Annotated in this window: 15 protein-coding genes; 8 read left to right on the top strand and 7 right to left on the bottom strand. The window is 68.8% G+C overall.

The window, feature by feature from the left end; genetic code table 11:
* Positions 1-58: 58 nt before the first annotated feature.
* The 4 genes from FXO19_RS09180 to FXO19_RS09165 all read right to left on the bottom strand — a co-directional run bounded on the left by FXO19_RS09180 (position 59) and on the right by FXO19_RS09165 (position 6,371).
* Entirely contained in the window at positions 59-268 is a 210-nt protein-coding gene (locus FXO19_RS09180) for a hypothetical protein (RefSeq protein WP_149194774.1), read from the bottom strand.
* Positions 269-947: 679 nt separating this feature from the next.
* Positions 948-2,555 (bottom strand): alkaline phosphatase D family protein, encoded by a 1,608-nt coding sequence (locus FXO19_RS09175; protein ID WP_149194773.1) that lies wholly within the window; start codon positions 2,553-2,555, stop codon positions 948-950.
* A 56-nt stretch (positions 2,556-2,611) separates the two neighbouring features.
* Positions 2,612-5,239 carry a TonB-dependent receptor gene (locus tag FXO19_RS09170; protein ID WP_149194772.1) on the bottom strand — a complete coding sequence of 876 codons (2,628 nt, stop codon included), beginning with the start codon at positions 5,237-5,239 and terminating at the stop codon, positions 2,612-2,614.
* Positions 5,240-5,609: 370 nt separating this feature from the next.
* Complete coding sequence (locus tag FXO19_RS09165; protein WP_149194771.1) at positions 5,610-6,371, bottom strand: phytanoyl-CoA dioxygenase family protein; 762 nt, start codon at positions 6,369-6,371, stop codon at positions 5,610-5,612.
* 251 nt (positions 6,372-6,622) lie between these two features.
* Here FXO19_RS09165 and metF point away from each other — a divergent pair, with 251 nt between their 5' ends.
* The 7 genes from metF to FXO19_RS09130 all read left to right on the top strand — a co-directional run bounded on the left by metF (position 6,623) and on the right by FXO19_RS09130 (position 13,291).
* Positions 6,623-7,447: a methylenetetrahydrofolate reductase [NAD(P)H] gene (metF, locus tag FXO19_RS09160; RefSeq protein WP_149194770.1), complete on the top strand. Its 825-nt coding sequence runs from the start codon at positions 6,623-6,625 to the stop codon at positions 7,445-7,447.
* A 475-nt stretch (positions 7,448-7,922) separates the two neighbouring features.
* Positions 7,923-8,765, top strand: a complete 843-nt coding sequence (locus tag FXO19_RS09155; RefSeq protein WP_149194769.1) for a cytochrome c oxidase assembly protein — start codon at positions 7,923-7,925, stop codon at positions 8,763-8,765.
* Between the two features lie 54 nt (positions 8,766-8,819).
* On the top strand, positions 8,820-9,395 hold the full coding sequence (locus FXO19_RS09150) for an SCO family protein (RefSeq protein ID WP_255516364.1): 576 nt from the start codon (positions 8,820-8,822) through the stop codon (positions 9,393-9,395).
* A gap of 269 nt (positions 9,396-9,664) precedes the next feature.
* Positions 9,665-10,249: a DUF4124 domain-containing protein gene (locus tag FXO19_RS09145; protein ID WP_149194767.1), complete on the top strand. Its 585-nt coding sequence runs from the start codon at positions 9,665-9,667 to the stop codon at positions 10,247-10,249.
* 136 nt (positions 10,250-10,385) lie between these two features.
* Complete coding sequence (locus FXO19_RS09140) at positions 10,386-10,571, top strand: hypothetical protein (protein ID WP_149194766.1); 186 nt, start codon at positions 10,386-10,388, stop codon at positions 10,569-10,571.
* Between the two features lie 304 nt (positions 10,572-10,875).
* The gene (locus FXO19_RS09135) at positions 10,876-12,126 is read left to right on the top strand and encodes a M12 family metallo-peptidase (RefSeq protein WP_149194765.1); all 1,251 of its coding nucleotides are present in this window, start codon (positions 10,876-10,878) and stop codon (positions 12,124-12,126) included.
* Positions 12,127-12,379: 253 nt separating this feature from the next.
* Positions 12,380-13,291: a branched-chain amino acid transaminase gene (locus FXO19_RS09130; protein WP_149194764.1), complete on the top strand. Its 912-nt coding sequence runs from the start codon at positions 12,380-12,382 to the stop codon at positions 13,289-13,291.
* A 262-nt stretch (positions 13,292-13,553) separates the two neighbouring features.
* Here FXO19_RS09130 and FXO19_RS09125 read toward each other — a convergent pair whose 3' ends face one another.
* Entirely contained in the window at positions 13,554-14,150 is a 597-nt protein-coding gene (locus FXO19_RS09125) for an alpha-ketoglutarate-dependent dioxygenase AlkB family protein (RefSeq protein ID WP_149194763.1), read from the bottom strand.
* Positions 14,151-14,384: 234 nt separating this feature from the next.
* On the opposite strand from FXO19_RS09125, the gene FXO19_RS09120 reads away from it, so the two are divergent.
* Positions 14,385-16,019, top strand: coding sequence for an electron transfer flavoprotein-ubiquinone oxidoreductase (locus FXO19_RS09120; protein WP_149194762.1), 1,635 nt, complete (start codon positions 14,385-14,387; stop codon positions 16,017-16,019).
* A gap of 124 nt (positions 16,020-16,143) precedes the next feature.
* On the opposite strand, the gene FXO19_RS09115 is transcribed toward FXO19_RS09120, so the two are convergent.
* Both FXO19_RS09115 and FXO19_RS09110 read right to left on the bottom strand, forming a co-directional pair.
* Positions 16,144-16,776, bottom strand: a complete 633-nt coding sequence (locus FXO19_RS09115) for a CoA transferase subunit B (protein WP_149194761.1) — start codon at positions 16,774-16,776, stop codon at positions 16,144-16,146.
* Between the two features lie 188 nt (positions 16,777-16,964).
* Entirely contained in the window at positions 16,965-17,699 is a 735-nt protein-coding gene (locus FXO19_RS09110; RefSeq protein WP_149194760.1) for a CoA transferase subunit A, read from the bottom strand.
* Between the last annotated feature and the right edge of the window lie 23 nt (positions 17,700-17,722).

Raw genomic sequence — 17,722 nt, 5'->3', positions numbered from 1 at the left:
CGCCTACTCGGCTACTGAGGGCTGTCGCACTTGGTGGTTGAATTCACCGCTCACCAACTCAATCGTTATTCCGGTCGAGCAAGTACTTGAGCGTATGGCCATGAGTAGCCTTGTAGCATTGACGGTACAGAGTGAGCCAGTACTCGCGATTGGATTTATCGCCGCTTTCAATGTCCTCGCCGATGAATCGCATGAGGTCATATGCAACTCTTGATGCGCTATCAGTCTTAATGGAAACGGGGCTGGTGATCCGCATGTCGTCAGACATCGGTATTGCTCCTTGCAGTGGTTGAGTGTGGGGAAGGTTCGGTGTGAGCCCTAACTACGGTGGGGATGGAAAGAGGAAAGCCGGACTGTTTGCTGGCGTTTGGCGCATACAAGTCGAGCAATTGTCCAGCCCAGGGCGGCGAGGCTGTCGGGTCCGGTGCGGGTGTCGAGCAGGCGACGGCGCTTGCGGCGACCGAGCCAGGAGGCGAGTGCGGCGTACCAACACAGGACCAGGACCGTCCATGCGATGGATGCGAAGGTTGGCGCCTGCTGCGCGAACGCCTGCCCGAGCGGGGCCGCCGGACTAGGCCATCCACCAGGCGATGGCATGGCAGATGGCGAGGAATCCGAGAATTCCGTGGTGATGCCTACTGGCCACGGTAATGTGGCCAGGGCTTTGAGTGCGGTCTGCTTCCTGCGTGCCATAGATCCCCCTGGGCTGACGATAACCCCATAGGGCGCGGTTGTCAGTACGTTGCAGGTTTTTTTGGCAGGCGAGCCAGGTGGGTTTGGTTGAGGGCTGGGTAAGGGTGCAGTGACACGGTGGCGAATTGAGCCGTTGGGGCTTCGCCGTACCCTCACCCCAACCCCTCTCCCGGAGGGAGAGGGGCTTCAACGCGAGATGCCGGAGGGATGCCTGCCCTTGCGTTCATGGGCGTGGCGCGATGCAGCCGGCCGCCCTACCCCGGCTGCAGGCCCGGGCGGCCGTGCTCTACGACGAAGCTGGCGTGAGTGCGTGCCGGGGCGTCGGGCGTCATCACCCGGTCCAGGATCTTCAGGTCGCCGCGCCAGTGGTCGCGGGTCACGTCGCACAGCACGTAGCCGCGCTTGTCGGTCATCGCCTTGAGGTGCGGGTTGAGGCTGCGGGTGTTGCGGGTGAAGTCGTCGTCCTCGCCGACGCCGTCGGCGCCGGAGGTGATGGAGGTGGCGAGGAATTCGCAGGATATCGGCGCGCCCTCGCCGTTGTCCTGCAGCAGGTCGCTGGCAAAGTGGCGGTGCGCGTCGCCGGAGACGGTGACGACGTTGCCCATGCCGGCGTCGTGGATGTGGCCGAGCAGCCGACGGCGCGCGGCGAGATAGCCGGACCATTGGTCGCTGGAGCGCACCACTTCGCCGCTGTCGCCACGGCGCATGGCGAGGTTGGCCAGGCCGACCTGCTGGGCGACGGCATGCCAGCGCTGGTCGTCCGGGCGCAGGCCGTCGTGCAGCCAGGTTTCCTGGCGGGCGCCGAGCATGGTGCGCTCCGGGTCCAGCGTGGCCGCGCCGAAGTCGCCGTCGCGATCGCCGTTGATCTGGTTGCTGCGGTACTGGCGGGTGTCGAGGAAGTGCGCGGTCAGCAGGTCGCCCCAGGCGGCGCGGCGGAACATCTGCATGTGGCCGTTCGCGGGCATGGCGCGCCGGCGCAGCGGCATGTGCTCGTAGTAGGCCTGGAAGGCGGCGGCGCGGCGCAGCAGGAACAGCTCCGGCGGGGTGCCGTCCTGGTCGCGGTCGGTGGCCCAGTTGTTGTCGACCTCGTGGTCGTCGAAGCTGACGAACCACGGCGCGGACGCATGCGCGGCCTGCAGGTCGCGGTCGCCGCGGTAGAGGGCGTGGCGGCGGCGGTAGTCGTCCAGCGAGTAGATCTCGCCGCCGACGTGGCGGCGCAGCGGGGTGAACGGCCGGCCGTTCATGAGGCGCTCGCCGGGCCCAGTGTCGGCACCCTCGTAGAGGTAGTCGCCGTAGTGGAAGACGAAGTCCAGCGGCTCCTCGGCGATCCGGCGCCAGGCGGTGTAGTGGCCTTCCTCGTAGTGCTGGCAGCCGGCGACGGCGAAGCGCACGCGGTCCACGCGCGCGCCGGCGGCCGGCAGGGTGGCGCTGCGGCCGATTGGGCTGGCCGCGTCGCCGGCGACGAAGCGGTACCAATAGGGCCGGCCCGGCGCCAGGCCTTCGAGTTCGACGTGCACGGTATGCGCCAGTTCGGGCCGCGCCAGCGCGTGGCCGCTGCGGACCACGTGTCGGAAGCCTTCGTCCTCGGCCAGTTCCCAGGCGACGGGCATCGGCCGCATCACCATGCCGCCGCCCTGCTCCAGCGGCTGCGGCGCGAGCCGGGTCCAGAGCACGAAGCCGTCGGCCGCCGGTTCGCCGGAGGCGACGCCGAGCTGGAAGGGGTCGCGGTCGAAGCGTGGGTCGGTCAGCAGGTTGCGCGGCGCGTCCTGGGCGAAGACATGCTCGAACGGGGCGAGCAGCGTGGCGGCGGCACCGGCGCCCAGTGCGCGGAGCAGGCGCCGGCGGTTGTTGTCGTGGGTCATGCAAGGGCTTCCGGAACGGGCGCCGCCGCCACGCCGGGCGGCGACGCGGTGGTGGGTCAGAGCGCGTAGATGGCGTGGACGTAGACGCCCTGGCCGTACTCGTCGCGCTGCGAGATCGTGCCGCCGATGTCGCGGGTGTGGTACCACTCCGGATGCGCATCGAGCAGATTGTCGACCTCGTACTTGAAGGTCCAGCGCTCGCCCACCTGGTGCCAGAACGAGAAGTCGACCGTGGTCATCTTGTCGACGAACTTGTCGTTCCACGGCGTGGAGCCGATGGAACCTAGATAGTCGTCCTGGTGGTTGACCGACAGGCGCGCGGTGCCGCGGATGGCCGGGACGTTGTAGGTCAGGGTGAGGTTGGCCATCCAGTCCGGCTGGTGGAACATGCGGTCGAGCGTGCGGCCGCCGCTGTCGGTGACATAGTTCATCTCGCCGTCCAGCAGGCTGACGTTGAACGAGGCGCCAAGGTTCGGGTGGAAGCCGAAGGCGCGGTTGACCAGGGCGAGTTCGAGGCCCTGGATGGTCGAGGTCTCGGCGTTCATCGGCTGGCGGATGCGATCGAGCACGCCGTCGTTCTCCACTTCAGTGGTCAGGGTGAAGATGTCGTCGTCGATGTCCTTGCGGAACGCGGTGAGCGCGGCCAGCGCGTTGCCGCCGTCGAAGTAGCGCTCGATGGCGAGATCGTAGTTGTCGGCGCGGCGCGGGTCGAGGTCCGGGTTGCCGCGGGTGATGCTGCAGCCGGTGACCTCCTCGCCGCAGGTCCGGCTCTCGGCCTGGGCGACGTTGCCCGGAGTCGGACGACCAACGGTGCGGCTGACCGATCCGCGCAGCTTCCACTGCGCGTTGAAGTCGTGCACGACGTTGAACGACGGCAGCCAACTCGCGTAGCCGCCGTTGGGGCGGGCGATCTCGTCCGTCAGCACGCCGTCGAGGGTGAGCGGCGTACGGCCGTCGAAGGTGGTGTCGTCGTAGCGCAGGCCGAGGATGTAGTGGGTGGCGTCGGTGGCGTAGTGCAGCGAGACGTAGGCGTTGGCGATCTCTTCTTCGTAGGCGTAGTCGGCGATCGTGCTGTGGCGATGGGTGGCCGCCTCGTCGACCGGCAGGCCGGGGAACACGCTGCCGTAGAAGTGGTCGTAGTCCGGCCACGGCACGACCAGCCCGCCGCTGCCGTGGTGCGAGTAGCCCGGGTCGTACATGTAGCCGGTCGCGTCGCTGCCGGTGACGCGGCGCAGGCTGTCGACGTCCTTGTCCATGCGCAGCCGGCTCCAGCGCGCGCCGGCCTTGAAGCCGAAGCCGGTCGCGCCGGGGGCCAGGTTGAAGGCGTAGTCGGCGCGCAGGTCGAGCACGTTCTGCTGGGCGCGGGTATGGGTCATCTCGGCGGCCCGCAGCAGGTACGGGTTGGAGAACGGGTCGCCGATGTAGCCGGTCAGCTGCGGCAGCCTGCTCATCAGGTAGCTGAAGTACTGGCCATCCGGCGTGGTGCGCGTCTGCAGGTAGGGCTGGGTGTCCTTGTACTGCTCGCGCGTGTAGCCGGCGCGCAGCGACAGCGTGGAGAGGTCGTCGAGGTGCCAGTCCATGCCGCTGGTCAGCCCGCTGGCGGTGCGGTCCCACTGGTTGTAGCGCACCACCGACTGGATGTAGTCGACGGCGACGGTACCGGTGTCCTGGGTGCGGTCGCGGACGTCGCTGGGATCGCCGATGATGTTGGTGGAATTCATCGTCGACGATTCGCGCCGGTTGTAGAGATACCCCATCAGGAAGGTGTCGATGTCCTCGCGCGGGCGCCACTCCAGTTTCAGCGAGGCGCCCTTGTTGGTGATGACGTTGCTGTAGTCGCCGTAGGCGAACTTGGCCAGCGAGTTGCGGCCGTCCCAGCCCAGCGCCGGGTCCGGCGCGGCGATCGGCGCGCCGTCGGCGTCGAAGTAGGTGCGGGCGTCGGCCCAGTTCTTGTTGGAATTGCGTACGCGGTCCTGGTAGCGCGCGGTGAACACCACGCCGAACTGCCCGTCCGCGCCGAAGCGGTTGGCGAAGGCGGTCTTCAGGCCCTTGCCCCAGTGCGACTTGCCGGCGCCGCCGGCGTTCTCGCCCGCCGGCCCCTCGAACGAGGAATAGATGCCGTAGCCGTCGACCATGAAGTACGGGCCGGGCGTGGCGAACGCGGAGCGCGAGACGATGTCGATCGCGCCGCCGATGGCGGCGGCGTCCTGCTCGGCGGTGAAGGCCTTGAACACGTCGACGCGCTCGGCGATGTCGCTGGGGACCAGCTGCAGGTTGACGCGGCGGCTGCCGGAGCCGTTCTCGCCGGTGGTCGCCAGCGCCAGGCCGTCGAGCGTGGTGACGTTGAGGTCCGAGGAGATGCCGCGGATGGTGATGTAGCGCGGCTCGTCGCCGTCGCCCTCGTAGCTGACGCCCGGCACCTGCACCAGCATCGAGGCAATGGAGTTGTCGCCGGTGGGCGCCTCGATGTCGTCGTAGCTCACCGAGTCGACGATGGTGGGCGCTGCCTGCTTGACGTCGATCGGCTGGTAGCCGTAGTTCGCGGTCACGCGCACGGTGTCGAGGGTGACCGCGTCGGCGTCGTTGGTACCGGTGTCATCGGCGGCGAAGGCCGGGGCCATGGCCGCGAGCGCGAGTACACCGGCGACGGCGAGGGAGAGGCGGTTCCTGCTGCGTTCGTTCATCTGGGTTCTGCAAGGCCAAAAAGGAACGCCACCGAACGGTGGCGTGGTGTGGCGATCCTATGGAGCGAATGCTTCACTCAGTTTTCAGTTGCGTTGCTGCAACCGCACGGTAAACGCCCGGTACAGGCCGGCGACCTTGTGAGGGACTCGAGAAGCCCATCCTCGCGCCGGCCTGCGCCCCCCGAAAAGTGACGGGAGTCTGTCCGTGATCGCCTCCATCGGCGACGGCAGGGCAAACCGACGCATCGAGGCGGCCTCGTATCGCCTCGCCCCATCGCCGGATCGCTCTTTGGAACGCCTCTGCCGTGTCAGTCACGTGGCCCGCTTGCCGTGCAGCCGCACTGGTCCGGCCGGCCGGCGTCGCCGGTCCTCACATGCCGACCGCTTTGCGCTCGCCTGTCCGCTGGTTCACCTTGACGCGCCACGGATAGTGATCGCCCTCCCCTGCCGTGCCAGCCACCCGCAGATGGTTGGTGACCGCCTTGCGCCAGTGCGGCCCGTCGTTGGTGCCGCTCATGTGTGGGGTCTTGGAATGGTGGAAGACCACGTCGCCCCGCACCATCGGGCAGGACACGGCACGGCGCTCGTCGACCTCGCAGGTCAGCAGGTCGCTCTGGACGCCGGGAACGAGGTGGTGCGGGAGGATGCCATCCGCATGCCCACGGTCGATAAAGTGCATGCAGCCGTTGACCTCGTCGACGGCGTGAAGCGGAATCCAGCCGGTGATGCCGCGGTCCTCGAGATTCCTGCCCCAGTAGCCCTCATCCTGGTGCCAGTAGGTCGGGACGCTGTTCTGCGGCGGCTTGCCGAGGAACTGGTCGTACCAGAACTCCATCGGCTGCCGCATCAGCTGCGCGCTGAAATCGGCGAGCCAGGTCCGGTAGCGCTGCTTGTCGATGTCGGCCCATAGTTTGGAAGGGGACGCCTGGACGATCCGGAACGAGCGCTTGTCGCGCGCCTCGTTCTGGTCCCAGGCCCAGTCGTTCGCCAACTCTTCCTTGTTCTCGAGCAGGCGGTCGCACCAGAACTCCAGCGGTGCCAGGTCGGCAGGCGGGATCGCCGAGGTCACCAGCAGGTAGCCGTGCTGCTGGAAGAATTCGATCTGGTCCGGGGTGGCGTCGGGATAGGCCATGTTGATTGCACAGGTTCGTCTGGTCGGACCAGTCTGCGTCGGGCGTCGGCGCGATCAATCGATGGGACCTGTCTTCATTCGATAGGAAAGTTTGCGCGCGACCGCCTCCGGGCTCGCCGCCGGCGCTCCGATGCACCGGGCATGCCTGGTTCGCGTCGAGCCATCTCTCCGCGACATGTCCGCCCTGGTTACGATTTCACATCCATCGCGATAAAGCGATACCATGCGGCCGGACCCGACCGGCGACCGCAATGACCCCGATCAGCTTCGAGTTCTACCCGCCCAAGACCGACGAGCAGCGCGCGCAGCTGGACCGCACCGCGCACAAGCTGGCCGGATACGCGCCCGAGTACGTGTCGTGCACCTTCGGCGCCGGCGGCTCGACGCTGAGCTACACCCCGGAAGCCGTGCGCCGGTTGCACCAGGAACACGGCTTCGACGCCGCGCCGCACCTGTCGTGCGTGGGCGGCACCCGTGAGGAGATCCGCGACCTGCTGGTGCGCTACCGCGACCTTGGCTGCCGGCGCATCGTGGCGCTGCGCGGGGACCTGCCGTCCGGCATGGGACACCCCGGCGACCTGCGCTACGCCTCGGACCTGGTGGCCTTCATCCGCGACGAATTCGGCGACACCTTCCGCATCGAGGTGGCCTGCTACCCGGAGACCCACCCCCAGGCCGACGACGCGCTGGCCGACCTGCGCCATTTCAAGGCCAAGGTGGACGCGGGCGCGGATGCGGCGATCACGCAGTACTTCTACAACGCCGAGGCGTACTTCCATTTCGTCGATGCGGCGCGCAAGGCCGGGATCGAAGTGCCGATCGTGCCGGGCATCATGCCGGTCTCCAACTTCTCGCAGCTGCGGCGCTTCTCCGAAGCATGCGGCGCGGAAATCCCGCGCTGGATGCGCAAGCGCATGCTGGCCTACGGCGACGATGCCGAGGCGGTGCGCGAGTTCGGGGCCGACATCGTCACCACGCTGTGCCGGCGGCTGATCGAGGGCGGCGCGCCCGGCCTGCACATCTACACCCTCAACCTGGCCAAGCCCACGCAGACGCTGCTGTCGCGGCTGGCCTGAGGCGACACGCGCTTCGGCGCGCCGCATCGCCCGCGCATGCACCCGCGCCGGACGCGCGACGAGTGGTCGACAAGCCCGCGCCATGAGCGCTGCTCCGTGTCCGGCGGCATCTCCATGAAATCCGGTCTTGGACTAAGGGACATCGCGCCGCGACGGCGTCATCCCCGCGAAGGCGGGGATCCATGGACTTTGGCGCTTCATGCGTAACGTTCCCGCTGTTGCGGGAGTGACGGTAGCGGGATTGATCGCAAGGCGCCCGCCGCATTCACGGTGCGACGTATCGCGCCAGGCACCGCGACGACGATATGGTCGTGGAGGACCTGTAGCCTGACGCGAGGCACCGTTCCGCGGCACGACGACCACGCCGGCTCCACGTGACGCGGTGGATGATCACCGGGCACGCGCATGCGCACAGACCGCACCGAAGCAGCCTCCGCCCGGCTGGCCCGCCCACCAAGCCTGCCCCTCGAGCCTCATGAGCCATTTCCCCCACCTGCTGCTGCCATGGGAAGCCTCGCCGTTGACCCTGGCGGCCTGCGGCGGCGCAGTGGTGCTCTATGCGCTCGGCCTGGCGCGCGGGGCCGCGCCCGCGCCCTGGCGCATCGTCGCGTTCCTGGTCGGCGTGGCACTCATGTACCTGGTGATGCAGACGCGCCTGGACTACTACGCACGCTACCTGTTCTTCGCCCATCGCGGCCAGCATCTGGTGCTGCATCACCTGGCGCCGTTCCTGATCGCGGTATCGGCACCGGGCGCGGCGCTGGTGGCGGCACTGCCGGCGTGGCGCTCCGCCGGCGCGCGTGCCCCGCGGCTGGCACGCACGCTGCGCCACGGCTATCGCCTGCTGCAGACGCCGTGGCTGGCGGCCACGCTGTTCGTCGGCCTGATCGCGTTCTGGCTGATCCCGTCGGTACACTTCGCCGCGATGCTCGACCAACGCCTGTACTGGCTGATGAACTGGAGCATGGCGCTCGACGGCCTGCTGTTCTGGTGGCTGGTGTTCGCCGACGAGCGCGACGGCGCCACGCCGAGCCTGACGCTCGGCGGGCGGATACTGCTGCTGATCGCCATCATCCCGCCGCAGGTGCTGCTGGGCGCCTCGATCGCGCTGGCCGAGCGGCCGCTGTTCGACGTCTACGACGTCTGCGGCCGCGCGCTGGCGATCACCGCGCTCGAGGACCAGCACATCGGCGGACTGCTGACGTGGCTGCCGCCGGTGATGATGAGCATGGCCGGTGTCATGGTGCTGCTGGCCCGGCACCTCGGGCGGGCGCGCGGCGATGCCGAGGCGGCGGCCTTTCCGGCGCCCGCGCCCTGACCTGCCGGAGATCTGCGCCGTATGCGATCGCGATCCCTCCCACTGTTGCTGACCATGCTCGTACTCGCCGCCTGCGCCGGCGGGGAACCCTGGGAGACCAGAAACGTCACGGGCCTGTTGCCGCCGCTGGAATTGCGGCTGTCCGGCACACGGCAGGGCGCTCCGCTCACCGAGGCGGAGCTGCGCGACCGCGCCACGCTGCTGACATTCGGCTTCATGTCATGTCCCGATATCTGTCCGACCACGCTGGCGCGGCTCGCCGAGGCCAGGCGCCGGCTTCCGGAGGCGCTGGCCGAAGACGTGCAGGTCATGTTCGTCTCGGTGGATCCGGCGCGGGACGATCCGGCGCGGCTGGCCGACTACGCGTCGCATTTCGGCGACGGCTTCATCGGCGTGACCGGCACGCAGAAGGAGCTACGCGCGCTGGGCCGCCGCTACCGCACCACCTACAGCTACGGCGCGCCCGACCGGCACGGCAACTACGATGTCGCCCACTCCGCCGGCGTCTACGTGTTCGACCGTGCCGGCGACGTGCGGCTGTTGTTCGGTTCGAACGATTCGCCCGAGGCGATGTGCGCGGACCTGTTGCGGCTGCTGCAGGGAACGGAGGGGCAGCGCTGCCGTGGCTGATAGCCCCACCCGTAGGAGCGCGCCATGCGCGCGATGCCGCGGGTGCCGGCAGAATCCGGTGAACGCCGCGATTCCTAACCGGCAGGCGCGCCGGTCACCGGACTCTGCGGGCGACGCGATGCCCGCGGCATCGCGCGCATGGCACGCTCCTACGGTGGGTGCCGGCACAATTCGCGGGCGCGCCGCGCGCGAGCCGCATGGCCCGGCTGAATGCGCGCCCGCACCGATCCTCACTTCCCGGCGGGCGAGGCGGGCGCTAGGCTGGCGCGATGATTCGCCGCGCCCTCTTCTGCTTCACCGCCCTCGGCCTGGCAACGGCGGGCGTCACGACATTGTCGGCGGCGCAAGCGCAGATCAACCGCTGCACCACGCCCGACGGCGGCACCATCTATACCGACCGCAGGTGCAGCGACCTGGGCGCGGTGGAGCGCGCGCCGCGGAGCGCCGCCGTGCAGGCGTCGCAAGCCTATCGTGGCGGTTGCGCGCGCAACCTGCACGATCTGATCCACGAGATGACTACCGCGATCGACAGCCGCGACGTCAACCGCCTGGCCGGCGTCTATCACTGGGCCGGCATGTCCAATGGCGCGGGCTATCGCACGATGGACCGTCTCGACCGGGTCGTGCAACAGCCGCTGGTCGACATCGTCGCGCTGCGCCCGGCAACGCCCATGGTCGTGACCGAGCGTGCCGGCATCAGCGCCAGCGTGACGGCCGGCGACGGGTTCCGCGCGGCCCCCGATCGCCGGCCGATCGCGCTGCGGTTGGAGCAGACCGTCGGCGCAAGCGTGGCGCCGATGCGCACGATTTTCAGCCTGCGCCGGCATCTCGACTGCTGGTGGGTGAGCCTGTAGGCCGCGCCGTGCGATGACGTGTCGGACACGAATGGCGCTTACTCACAGCTAAGTTCCTTTTGCCTGTTTGCGTGGACATGCAAGGCATCGGCCGAGCGGCCCGGGGCGCACGGCTGGAGATCCGTAGGAGCGCGCCATGCGCGCGATGCCGCGGGCATTGTGCCGCCATGCGATTCCCCGTCCGCCGGCGCGCCTTCCGGTTCGTGGCGGGACCGTCGATGACCGGATCGGAGACGCCCGCGGTATCGCGCGCATGGCGCGCTCCTACGAGGCAGCGGCGCAAGGCTGTGATATCCCGCAATCGGGCGAAGCACTCAAGTAAGTGCCATTCGTGTCGGGCACGGGTTTTCACCCGGTCGCGATTCGCATGAGCCGTCCCTGCCGCCTTCGAATCCTGTGGCCGCCGTCACATGCATCGCTGCCCGGTTGAACGGCCGACGAAATCTTTACATTCGAATCACAGATGTATGCGGGGCCGCTTCACAGAAGCGAACGATTCCGGTGGCGGCAACGCGCAGACGGAGTAGCGTCGGACGCGCAATCGTTCCTCCGTGCACTCGCAGTCCCGAATGCTGCCGCCGGCGTCCCTCCACACGCCCGTCAATGACCGTACAAGGAGAGTCGCCATGTCCCGCCGTCACCTGTCACGCGCCCTGGGCCTCGTGCTCGCGGGCCTCGCCGCCGGCGCGGCCGCCGCCGAGCCCGCTCCGCTGTTCTCTCCGCTTCCCGATGTCGCGGCCGCGCAGGCCAAGTCCGACCGGGTCCATGCGGCTATCCGGGCCGATCCCGCCATCGTCGCCAGCCGCCTGGTGCGCGCCGACGCCGCGCAGATCGACGAAGCCACCGAAACGCTGCTGCTCGAACTCGAACCCGGTATCACCGTGCGCGGCGAGCAACAGGTCGCCTATCGCAATCCCGACGGCACCCTGGTCTGGTCGGGGGTGGTCGGCGATCTCGGTACGACGAAGGCACGCCTGCGCCTGTTCGGCGACGAGGAGATCGCCGACGATCCGCAGTCCTCGGTGCTGATCGTCCGCAACGGCGACAAGCTGACCGGCACCGTGCGTACCGGCGGCCGCCTGTACCAGATCCGCCCGCTGGCCGATGGCGGGCACGTGATCAATCGCGTCGACGAGGCGCTGATGCCGCCCGACCACCCGGCGGACTACGACCCGAAGCCGGGCGCGCCGCTGCAGCTCGATCTGGCCGTCCTGGCCGACAAGGCCAACACCGTGATTCGGGTCGGCGTGCTGGTCGCCAACTCGGCCGCCAGCGCGATCGGCGACGTGGTCGGCTTCGCCAACCTGGCAGTGGCCGAAAGCAACCAGGGATACGCCAACAGCGGCGTCGAGGTGACGTTGCAACTGGCGGGCGTCTACACCATCGCCTACAACAGCGCCGGCCTCAGCACCGACCTGTCGCGCTTCGCCGGTACCAGCGACGGCCATCTCGACGCCTGGCACGGCACCCGCAACAGCATCGCCGCCGATCTCAACGTGCTGGTGGTCAACAACAGTTCGTCGTGCGGTGTCGCCTACCTCAACGCCAACGCCGCATCCGCCTTCGCCGTGGCGCACTACAGCTGCACGACCGGGTACTACACCTTCGCCCACGAGATCGGCCACAACTTCGGCGCCCACCACAACCCGGAGGCCCCGGCCAACAACACGGCCTATCGGTACGGCCACGGCTACCTGCACCCGGGTTCGTCCTGGCGCACGGTGATGGCCTACAACTGCCCGGCCGGCTGCCCGCGCATCAACTACTGGTCCAATCCCGGCCGGACCTACGGCGGCGCGGCGATGGGCACCAGCACCCGACACGACAACGCGCGCCTGCTGAACCTGCGCCGCGGCACCATGGCCGGCTTCCGCTGACCCTGCGGCCAGCGCACCCGTCCCCCGGCCGGACCCTCGTCCCCGGCCACCGGCGGCCCGCCTTGCGCGGGCCGTCGTTTTTTGGGCGCTTCGAAGCGCCTCCCGCAGCGATGCGGCGTTGCGTGCCCAAGGCGGCCAAGGTTGGCGACGGCACGCGTCTTGCCTCGCAGCGGCCCGGACGCGTGGGTAAGGCACTCCAAGGCACATACCACGCTCTAGAATGCGCCGTTCTCCATACCAAGGCGGCCGCCGCATGCAGTACCCCGAATGGATCTGGCACAACGGCGGCATCAAGCCCTGGGCCGAGGCCACCACGCACGTGATGGCGCACGCGCTGCACTACGGCTCCTCGGTGTTCGAGGGCATCCGCAGCTATCGCACCCCGGACGGCCCGGCGATCTTCCGCCTGTCGGACCACAACCGGCGCCTGTTCGCCTCGGCGAAGATCCACGAGATCGAGATCCCGTACACGCTCGACCAGCTCAACGCCGCCTGCCGCGAGGTGCTGCACAGGAATGCGCTCGGCACCGCCTATCTGCGCCCGATCGCCTTCCGCGGCCTGGGCGGGTTCGGCCTGTCGGCGGAAACGCCGGTGGACGTAGCGGTCGGCGCCTGGAACTGGGGCACCTACCTGGGCGAGGGCGTACTCGAGACCGGCATCGACGCCTGCGTGTCGAGCTGGCAGCGCTTCGCGCCCAACACCATTCCCGCCGGCGCCAAGGCCGGCGGCAACTACCTGTCCGGACAGCTGGTCGCGCGCGAGGCGCGCCGGCTCGGCTTCGGCGAGGGCATCGCGCTGGCCTCGACCGGGCTGCTCAGCGAAGGCGCCGGCGAAAACCTGTTCCTGGTGTTCGGCGGCGCGTTGCACACGCCGCCGACCAGCGCGGCGCTGCTCGACGGCATCACCCGCCACAGCCTGATCACGCTGGCCCGCGCCGACGGCATCGAAGTCGTCGAGCGCGAGCTGCCGCGCGAGTACCTGTACCTGTGCGACGAGTTGTTCATGTGCGGCACCGCGGCCGAGATCACCCCGATCCGCTCGGTCGACGGCCGCCAGGTCGGCGCCGGCAAGCCCGGCCCGGTAACGCGCAGGCTGCAGGCACTGTTCTTCGGCCTGTTCGACGGCAGCACGCCGGATACCCACGGCTGGCTCGAGCGGGCCTGAGCGCCGGCGCGGCAGCATCTGCCCCCCGCCGGGTCCGACCGGGCGCGAACATCCCCACCACCGACCGGTCCGACCGGGCACGAACATCCCCGCCACCGACGGATCCGACCGAGCGCGAAGATCCGTAGGAGGGCGCCATGCGCGCGATGCCGCGGGCATCGCACCGCCCGCGAATCCCGGTGGCCGGCGCGCCTGCCGATTCGGAATCGCGGCAACCGCCGGATCCTGTCAGCGCCCGCGGCATCGCGCGCATGGCGCGCTCCTACGACGGGGATGCCCGGATCGCACGGAATGTCAGGTTGATCCGCGCGCCGATCGGCCTGGCGGTTGGCGGCAACGCATGCCGGTAGTGGCGCTGCGTCTCGCCGCGCATCAACAGCAGGCTGCCGTGCGGCAATGCCAGCGCCAGGCGCTCGCCGATCCCGTCGCGACGCTTGAGCAGGAAACGTCGCGGCGCGCCCAGGCTGATCGATGCGATCGTCGGCCGCGAACCGAGCTCCGGCTCGTCGTCCGAATGCCAGCCCATGCGGTCACGGCCGTCGCGGTACAGGTTCGCCAGCACGCTGTTGAAGTCGACATCGGTGTCCTCGCGCAGCCGCGTGCGCAGCGGCGCGAGCGCTTGCGGCCAGGGCCGCGGCTCGAATCGCGTCCCCGAGTAGCGATAACTCGCCTCCGGATCGCCGATCCAGCAGCTCAGCCGCGGACTGTCGACGGTGCGCCCGAACATGCGGATGCGGTGCGTCTCCCACGGCACCTGCGCCAGCAGTTCGGCGAATAGCGCATCGGCCGTTGCCGCGTCGAGCCAGCTCGGATCGAAGGCGAGATCGGCGTCGGGAAGCGGCACGGAGGTCAGCGACATGACGCCGTAGCATACGGGACGATGCGCGCCGGCCGCACCCGCGAGATGACCCGCCGACTGCGCCCGCCCCGTAGAGCGGAGCTTGCTCCGCGGCTCCGGAGCCGGCATAGCGGAACAAGCGCCGCTCTACAGGGGCGACGGCACGATCGGATCTGCAGCCGCCGGATCCGCCCGAATTTGCCGCATTCACGGCAAACCCGCGACAATCCCCGGAATGCCATTCGGGACGCCAGCATGAACCAGCCAGCCGAAGCCGAACGCGACGTGATGGAGTACGACGTGGTGACCGTGGGCGCCGGGCCCGCGGGGCTGGCGTTCGCGATCCGCCTCAAGCAGCTGGATCCGGAGATCTCGGTCTGCGTGATCGAGAAGTCCAGCACCATCGGCGCGCACATCCTGTCCGGCGCGGTGATCGAGCCCGGCCCGCTCGACGCGCTGCTGCCCGGCTGGCGCGACAACCCGCCCCCGGTCTGCGTGCCGGCGAAGGAGGACGAGCTCTGGCTGCTGTCGAAGACCGGCGGTCGCAAAGCGCCGATCCTGCCGCCGGGCATGCGCAACCACGGCAACTTCATCGTCTCGCTGGGTGCGATGTGCGCGTGGCTGGCGCCGCAGGCCGAGGCGCTGGGCGTGGAGATCTATCCGGGCTTCGCCGCTGCCGAAACCCTGCACGACGACGACGGCACGGTTGTCGGCGTGCGCATCGGCGACATGGGGATCGCCCGCGACGGCTCGCACAAGCCCGGCTACACCCCGGGCATCGATATCCGCGCCAAGGTCACGGTGCTGGCCGAGGGCGCGCGCGGGCATCTCACCAAACGCCTGGTCAAGCGCTTCTCGCTCGATGCCGACAGCGACCCGCAGGCCTACTCGATCGGCATCAAGGAGCTGTGGCAGTTGCCAGAGGGACGCGTGTCGCCCGGCAGGATCGTGCATACGCTCGGCTGGCCACTGGACAACCGCACCTACGGCGGAAGCTTCCTGTATCACCTCGACGACAACCGGCTCGCCATCGGCTACGTCAGCGGCCTCGACTATGCGGATCCCAAGTTTCGCCCGTACGAGGCCTTCCAGCAGTGGAAGCACCACCCGATGATCAAGCCGCTGCTGGAAGGCGGCAACATCCTCTCGGCCGGCGCGCGCGCCATCGTCACCGGCGGCTGGCAATCGCTGCCGAAGGTGGAGATGCCGGGCGCGCTGCTGATCGGCGATACCGCCGGCCTGCTCAATGTGCCCAAGATCAAGGGCACGCACCAGGCGATCCGCAGCGGCATGCTGGCCGCCGAGCACCTCGCCGCCGGCGCGCTCGCACCCGCCGGCTTCGATGCGAAGCTGCGCGCGTCCGAGGCGATGACCGAGCTGCGCAAGGTCCGCAACATCAAGCCCGGCTTCAAGAAGGGCCTGTGGTTCGGGCTGGCCAACGCCGCCTGGGAGACCGCGACCGGCGGCCTGTCGCCGTGGACGCTGAAGGTGAAGGCCGACTGGTCCTCGCTGGACAAGCTCGACGGGCGCAGCGCCGACGGCCCCGAGACCGATTACGTATCGCGCGACCTGCCGCCGCGCGACCGCCTGGCTGGCGTGTACTTCGCCGCCACCGAGCATGACGAGGACCAGCCCGTACACCTGATCGTGCACGACACCGAGGTCTGCGTGACCCGCTGCGCGGAGGAGTACGGCAATCCCTGCACCCGCTTCTGCCCGGCCGCGGTCTACGAGATCGTGGAGGACGCCGCCGCCGCGCACGGCAAGCGCCTGCAGATCAATGCCGCCAACTGCGTGCACTGCAAGACCTGCGACATCAAGGACCCGTACGAGATCATCACCTGGGTCACGCCGGAAGGCGGCGCCGGGCCGAACTACCAGAATCTGTGAGTCGGCACTCGAAGCAGGCAGATTAGATGTGTATGGGCATGTATGGGAGCGACGGAAGTCGCGACTGATTTCTTGCCTCATCTGTCGCGACTGCCGTCGCTCACAACAGCTCATGCACGCGCGCTCAGCCGCCTGCGAACGGTACTCCCGTCTTCTCCGCGAGCTCGTCGACACCAACCCCGGGGGCCGTCTCCACCAGCACCAGGCCGTCTTCGGTGACGTCCAGCACCGCCAGATCGGTGATGATGCGATCGACCACGCCCAGCCCGGTCAGCGGCAGCGTGCATTCGGGCAGGATCTTGTGGCCGCCGTCCTTCGCGACGTGCTCCATCAGCACCACCACGCGCTTGACACCGGCGACCAGGTCCATCGCCCCGCCCATGCCCTTGACCATCTTGCCGGGCACCATCCAGTTGGCCAGGTCGCCCTTGCCGGTGACCTGCATGGCGCCGAGGATGGCCAGGTCGATGTGGCCGCCGCGGATCATCGCGAACGAGTCGTGGCTGCCGAAATAGCTGGCGCCCTTGCGCGCGGTGACGGTCTGCTTGCCGGCATTGATGAGGTCGGCGTCGACCTCCTCCTCGGTCGGGAACGGGCCGATGCCGAGTAGGCCGTTCTCCGACTGCAGCCAGACGTCGACGCCGTCGGGGATGTGGTTGGCCACCAGCGTCGGCAGGCCGATGCCGAGATTGACGTAGGCGCCGTCGGTGAGTTCCTGTGCGGCGCGTTGCGCCATCTGGTCGCGGGTCCACGGCATGTTGTCGGTCTCCTTTTTATGCTTTAAGCCCCTCTCCCTTCGGGAGAGGGGTTGGGGTGCGGGTACGGCGAAGTCGCGATGGTTCAGGCCTCTACTGCTTCGTCGTACCCTCATCCGGCGCTTCGCGCCACCCCCGACCAAAGCACTCGAGGGCAGGCTCTTCTCCCGGAGGGAGAAGGTGAAGGCCCTCAGGCGGCGCGGACGGTGCGCTGCTCGATGCGCTTTTCCGGGTTCGGGTTGTGGACGATGCGGTCGACGTAGATGCCCGGCAGGTGCACATGGTCGGGATCCAGTGCGCCGATCTCCACCACCTCCTCCACTTCCGCCACGCAGACCTTGCCCGCAGTGGCGCAGGTCGGATTGAAATTGCGCGCGGTCTTGCGGAACACCAGGTTGCCGGACCGATCCGCCTTCCAGGCCTTGACCAGCGCCACGTCCGCGGTCAGCGCAGTTTCCATCACGTAGTGGTGCTCGCCGAACTGCCGCGTCTCCTTGCCCTCGGCCACCACGGTGCCGTAGCCGGTGCGGGTGAAGAACGCCGGGATGCCGGCGCCGCCGGCGCGCAGGCGCTCGGCCAGCGTGCCCTGCGGATTGAATTCCAGCTCGAGTTCGCCGGCCAGGTACTGGCGTTCGAACTCCTTGTTCTCGCCCACATACGACGAGATCATCTTGCGGATCTGGCGCGTTTCCAGCAGCAACCCGAGGCCGAAACCGTCGACGCCGGCGTTGTTGGAAATCACCGTCAATGCCTTCACGCCGGAATCGCGCAGCGCGGCGATCAGCGCCTCGGGGATGCCGCACAGGCCGAACCCGCCGACGGCGAGCGTCTGGCCGTCAGCGACCACGCCATCCAGCGCCGCGGCGGCATCCGGATAGAGCTTGTTCTTGGCATCCCCGCTCGACGGGGCAAGGGCCTCGGCCATCGGGCGACTCCTCACGCGGAAAG

The sequence above is a fragment of the Luteimonas suaedae genome (genome assembly GCF_008312895.1).
Lineage (GTDB): Bacteria > Pseudomonadota > Gammaproteobacteria > Xanthomonadales > Xanthomonadaceae > Luteimonas > Luteimonas suaedae.
Note: the sequence above shows the minus strand (reverse complement) of the source record. Positions and strands in the feature narration are given on the sequence as shown.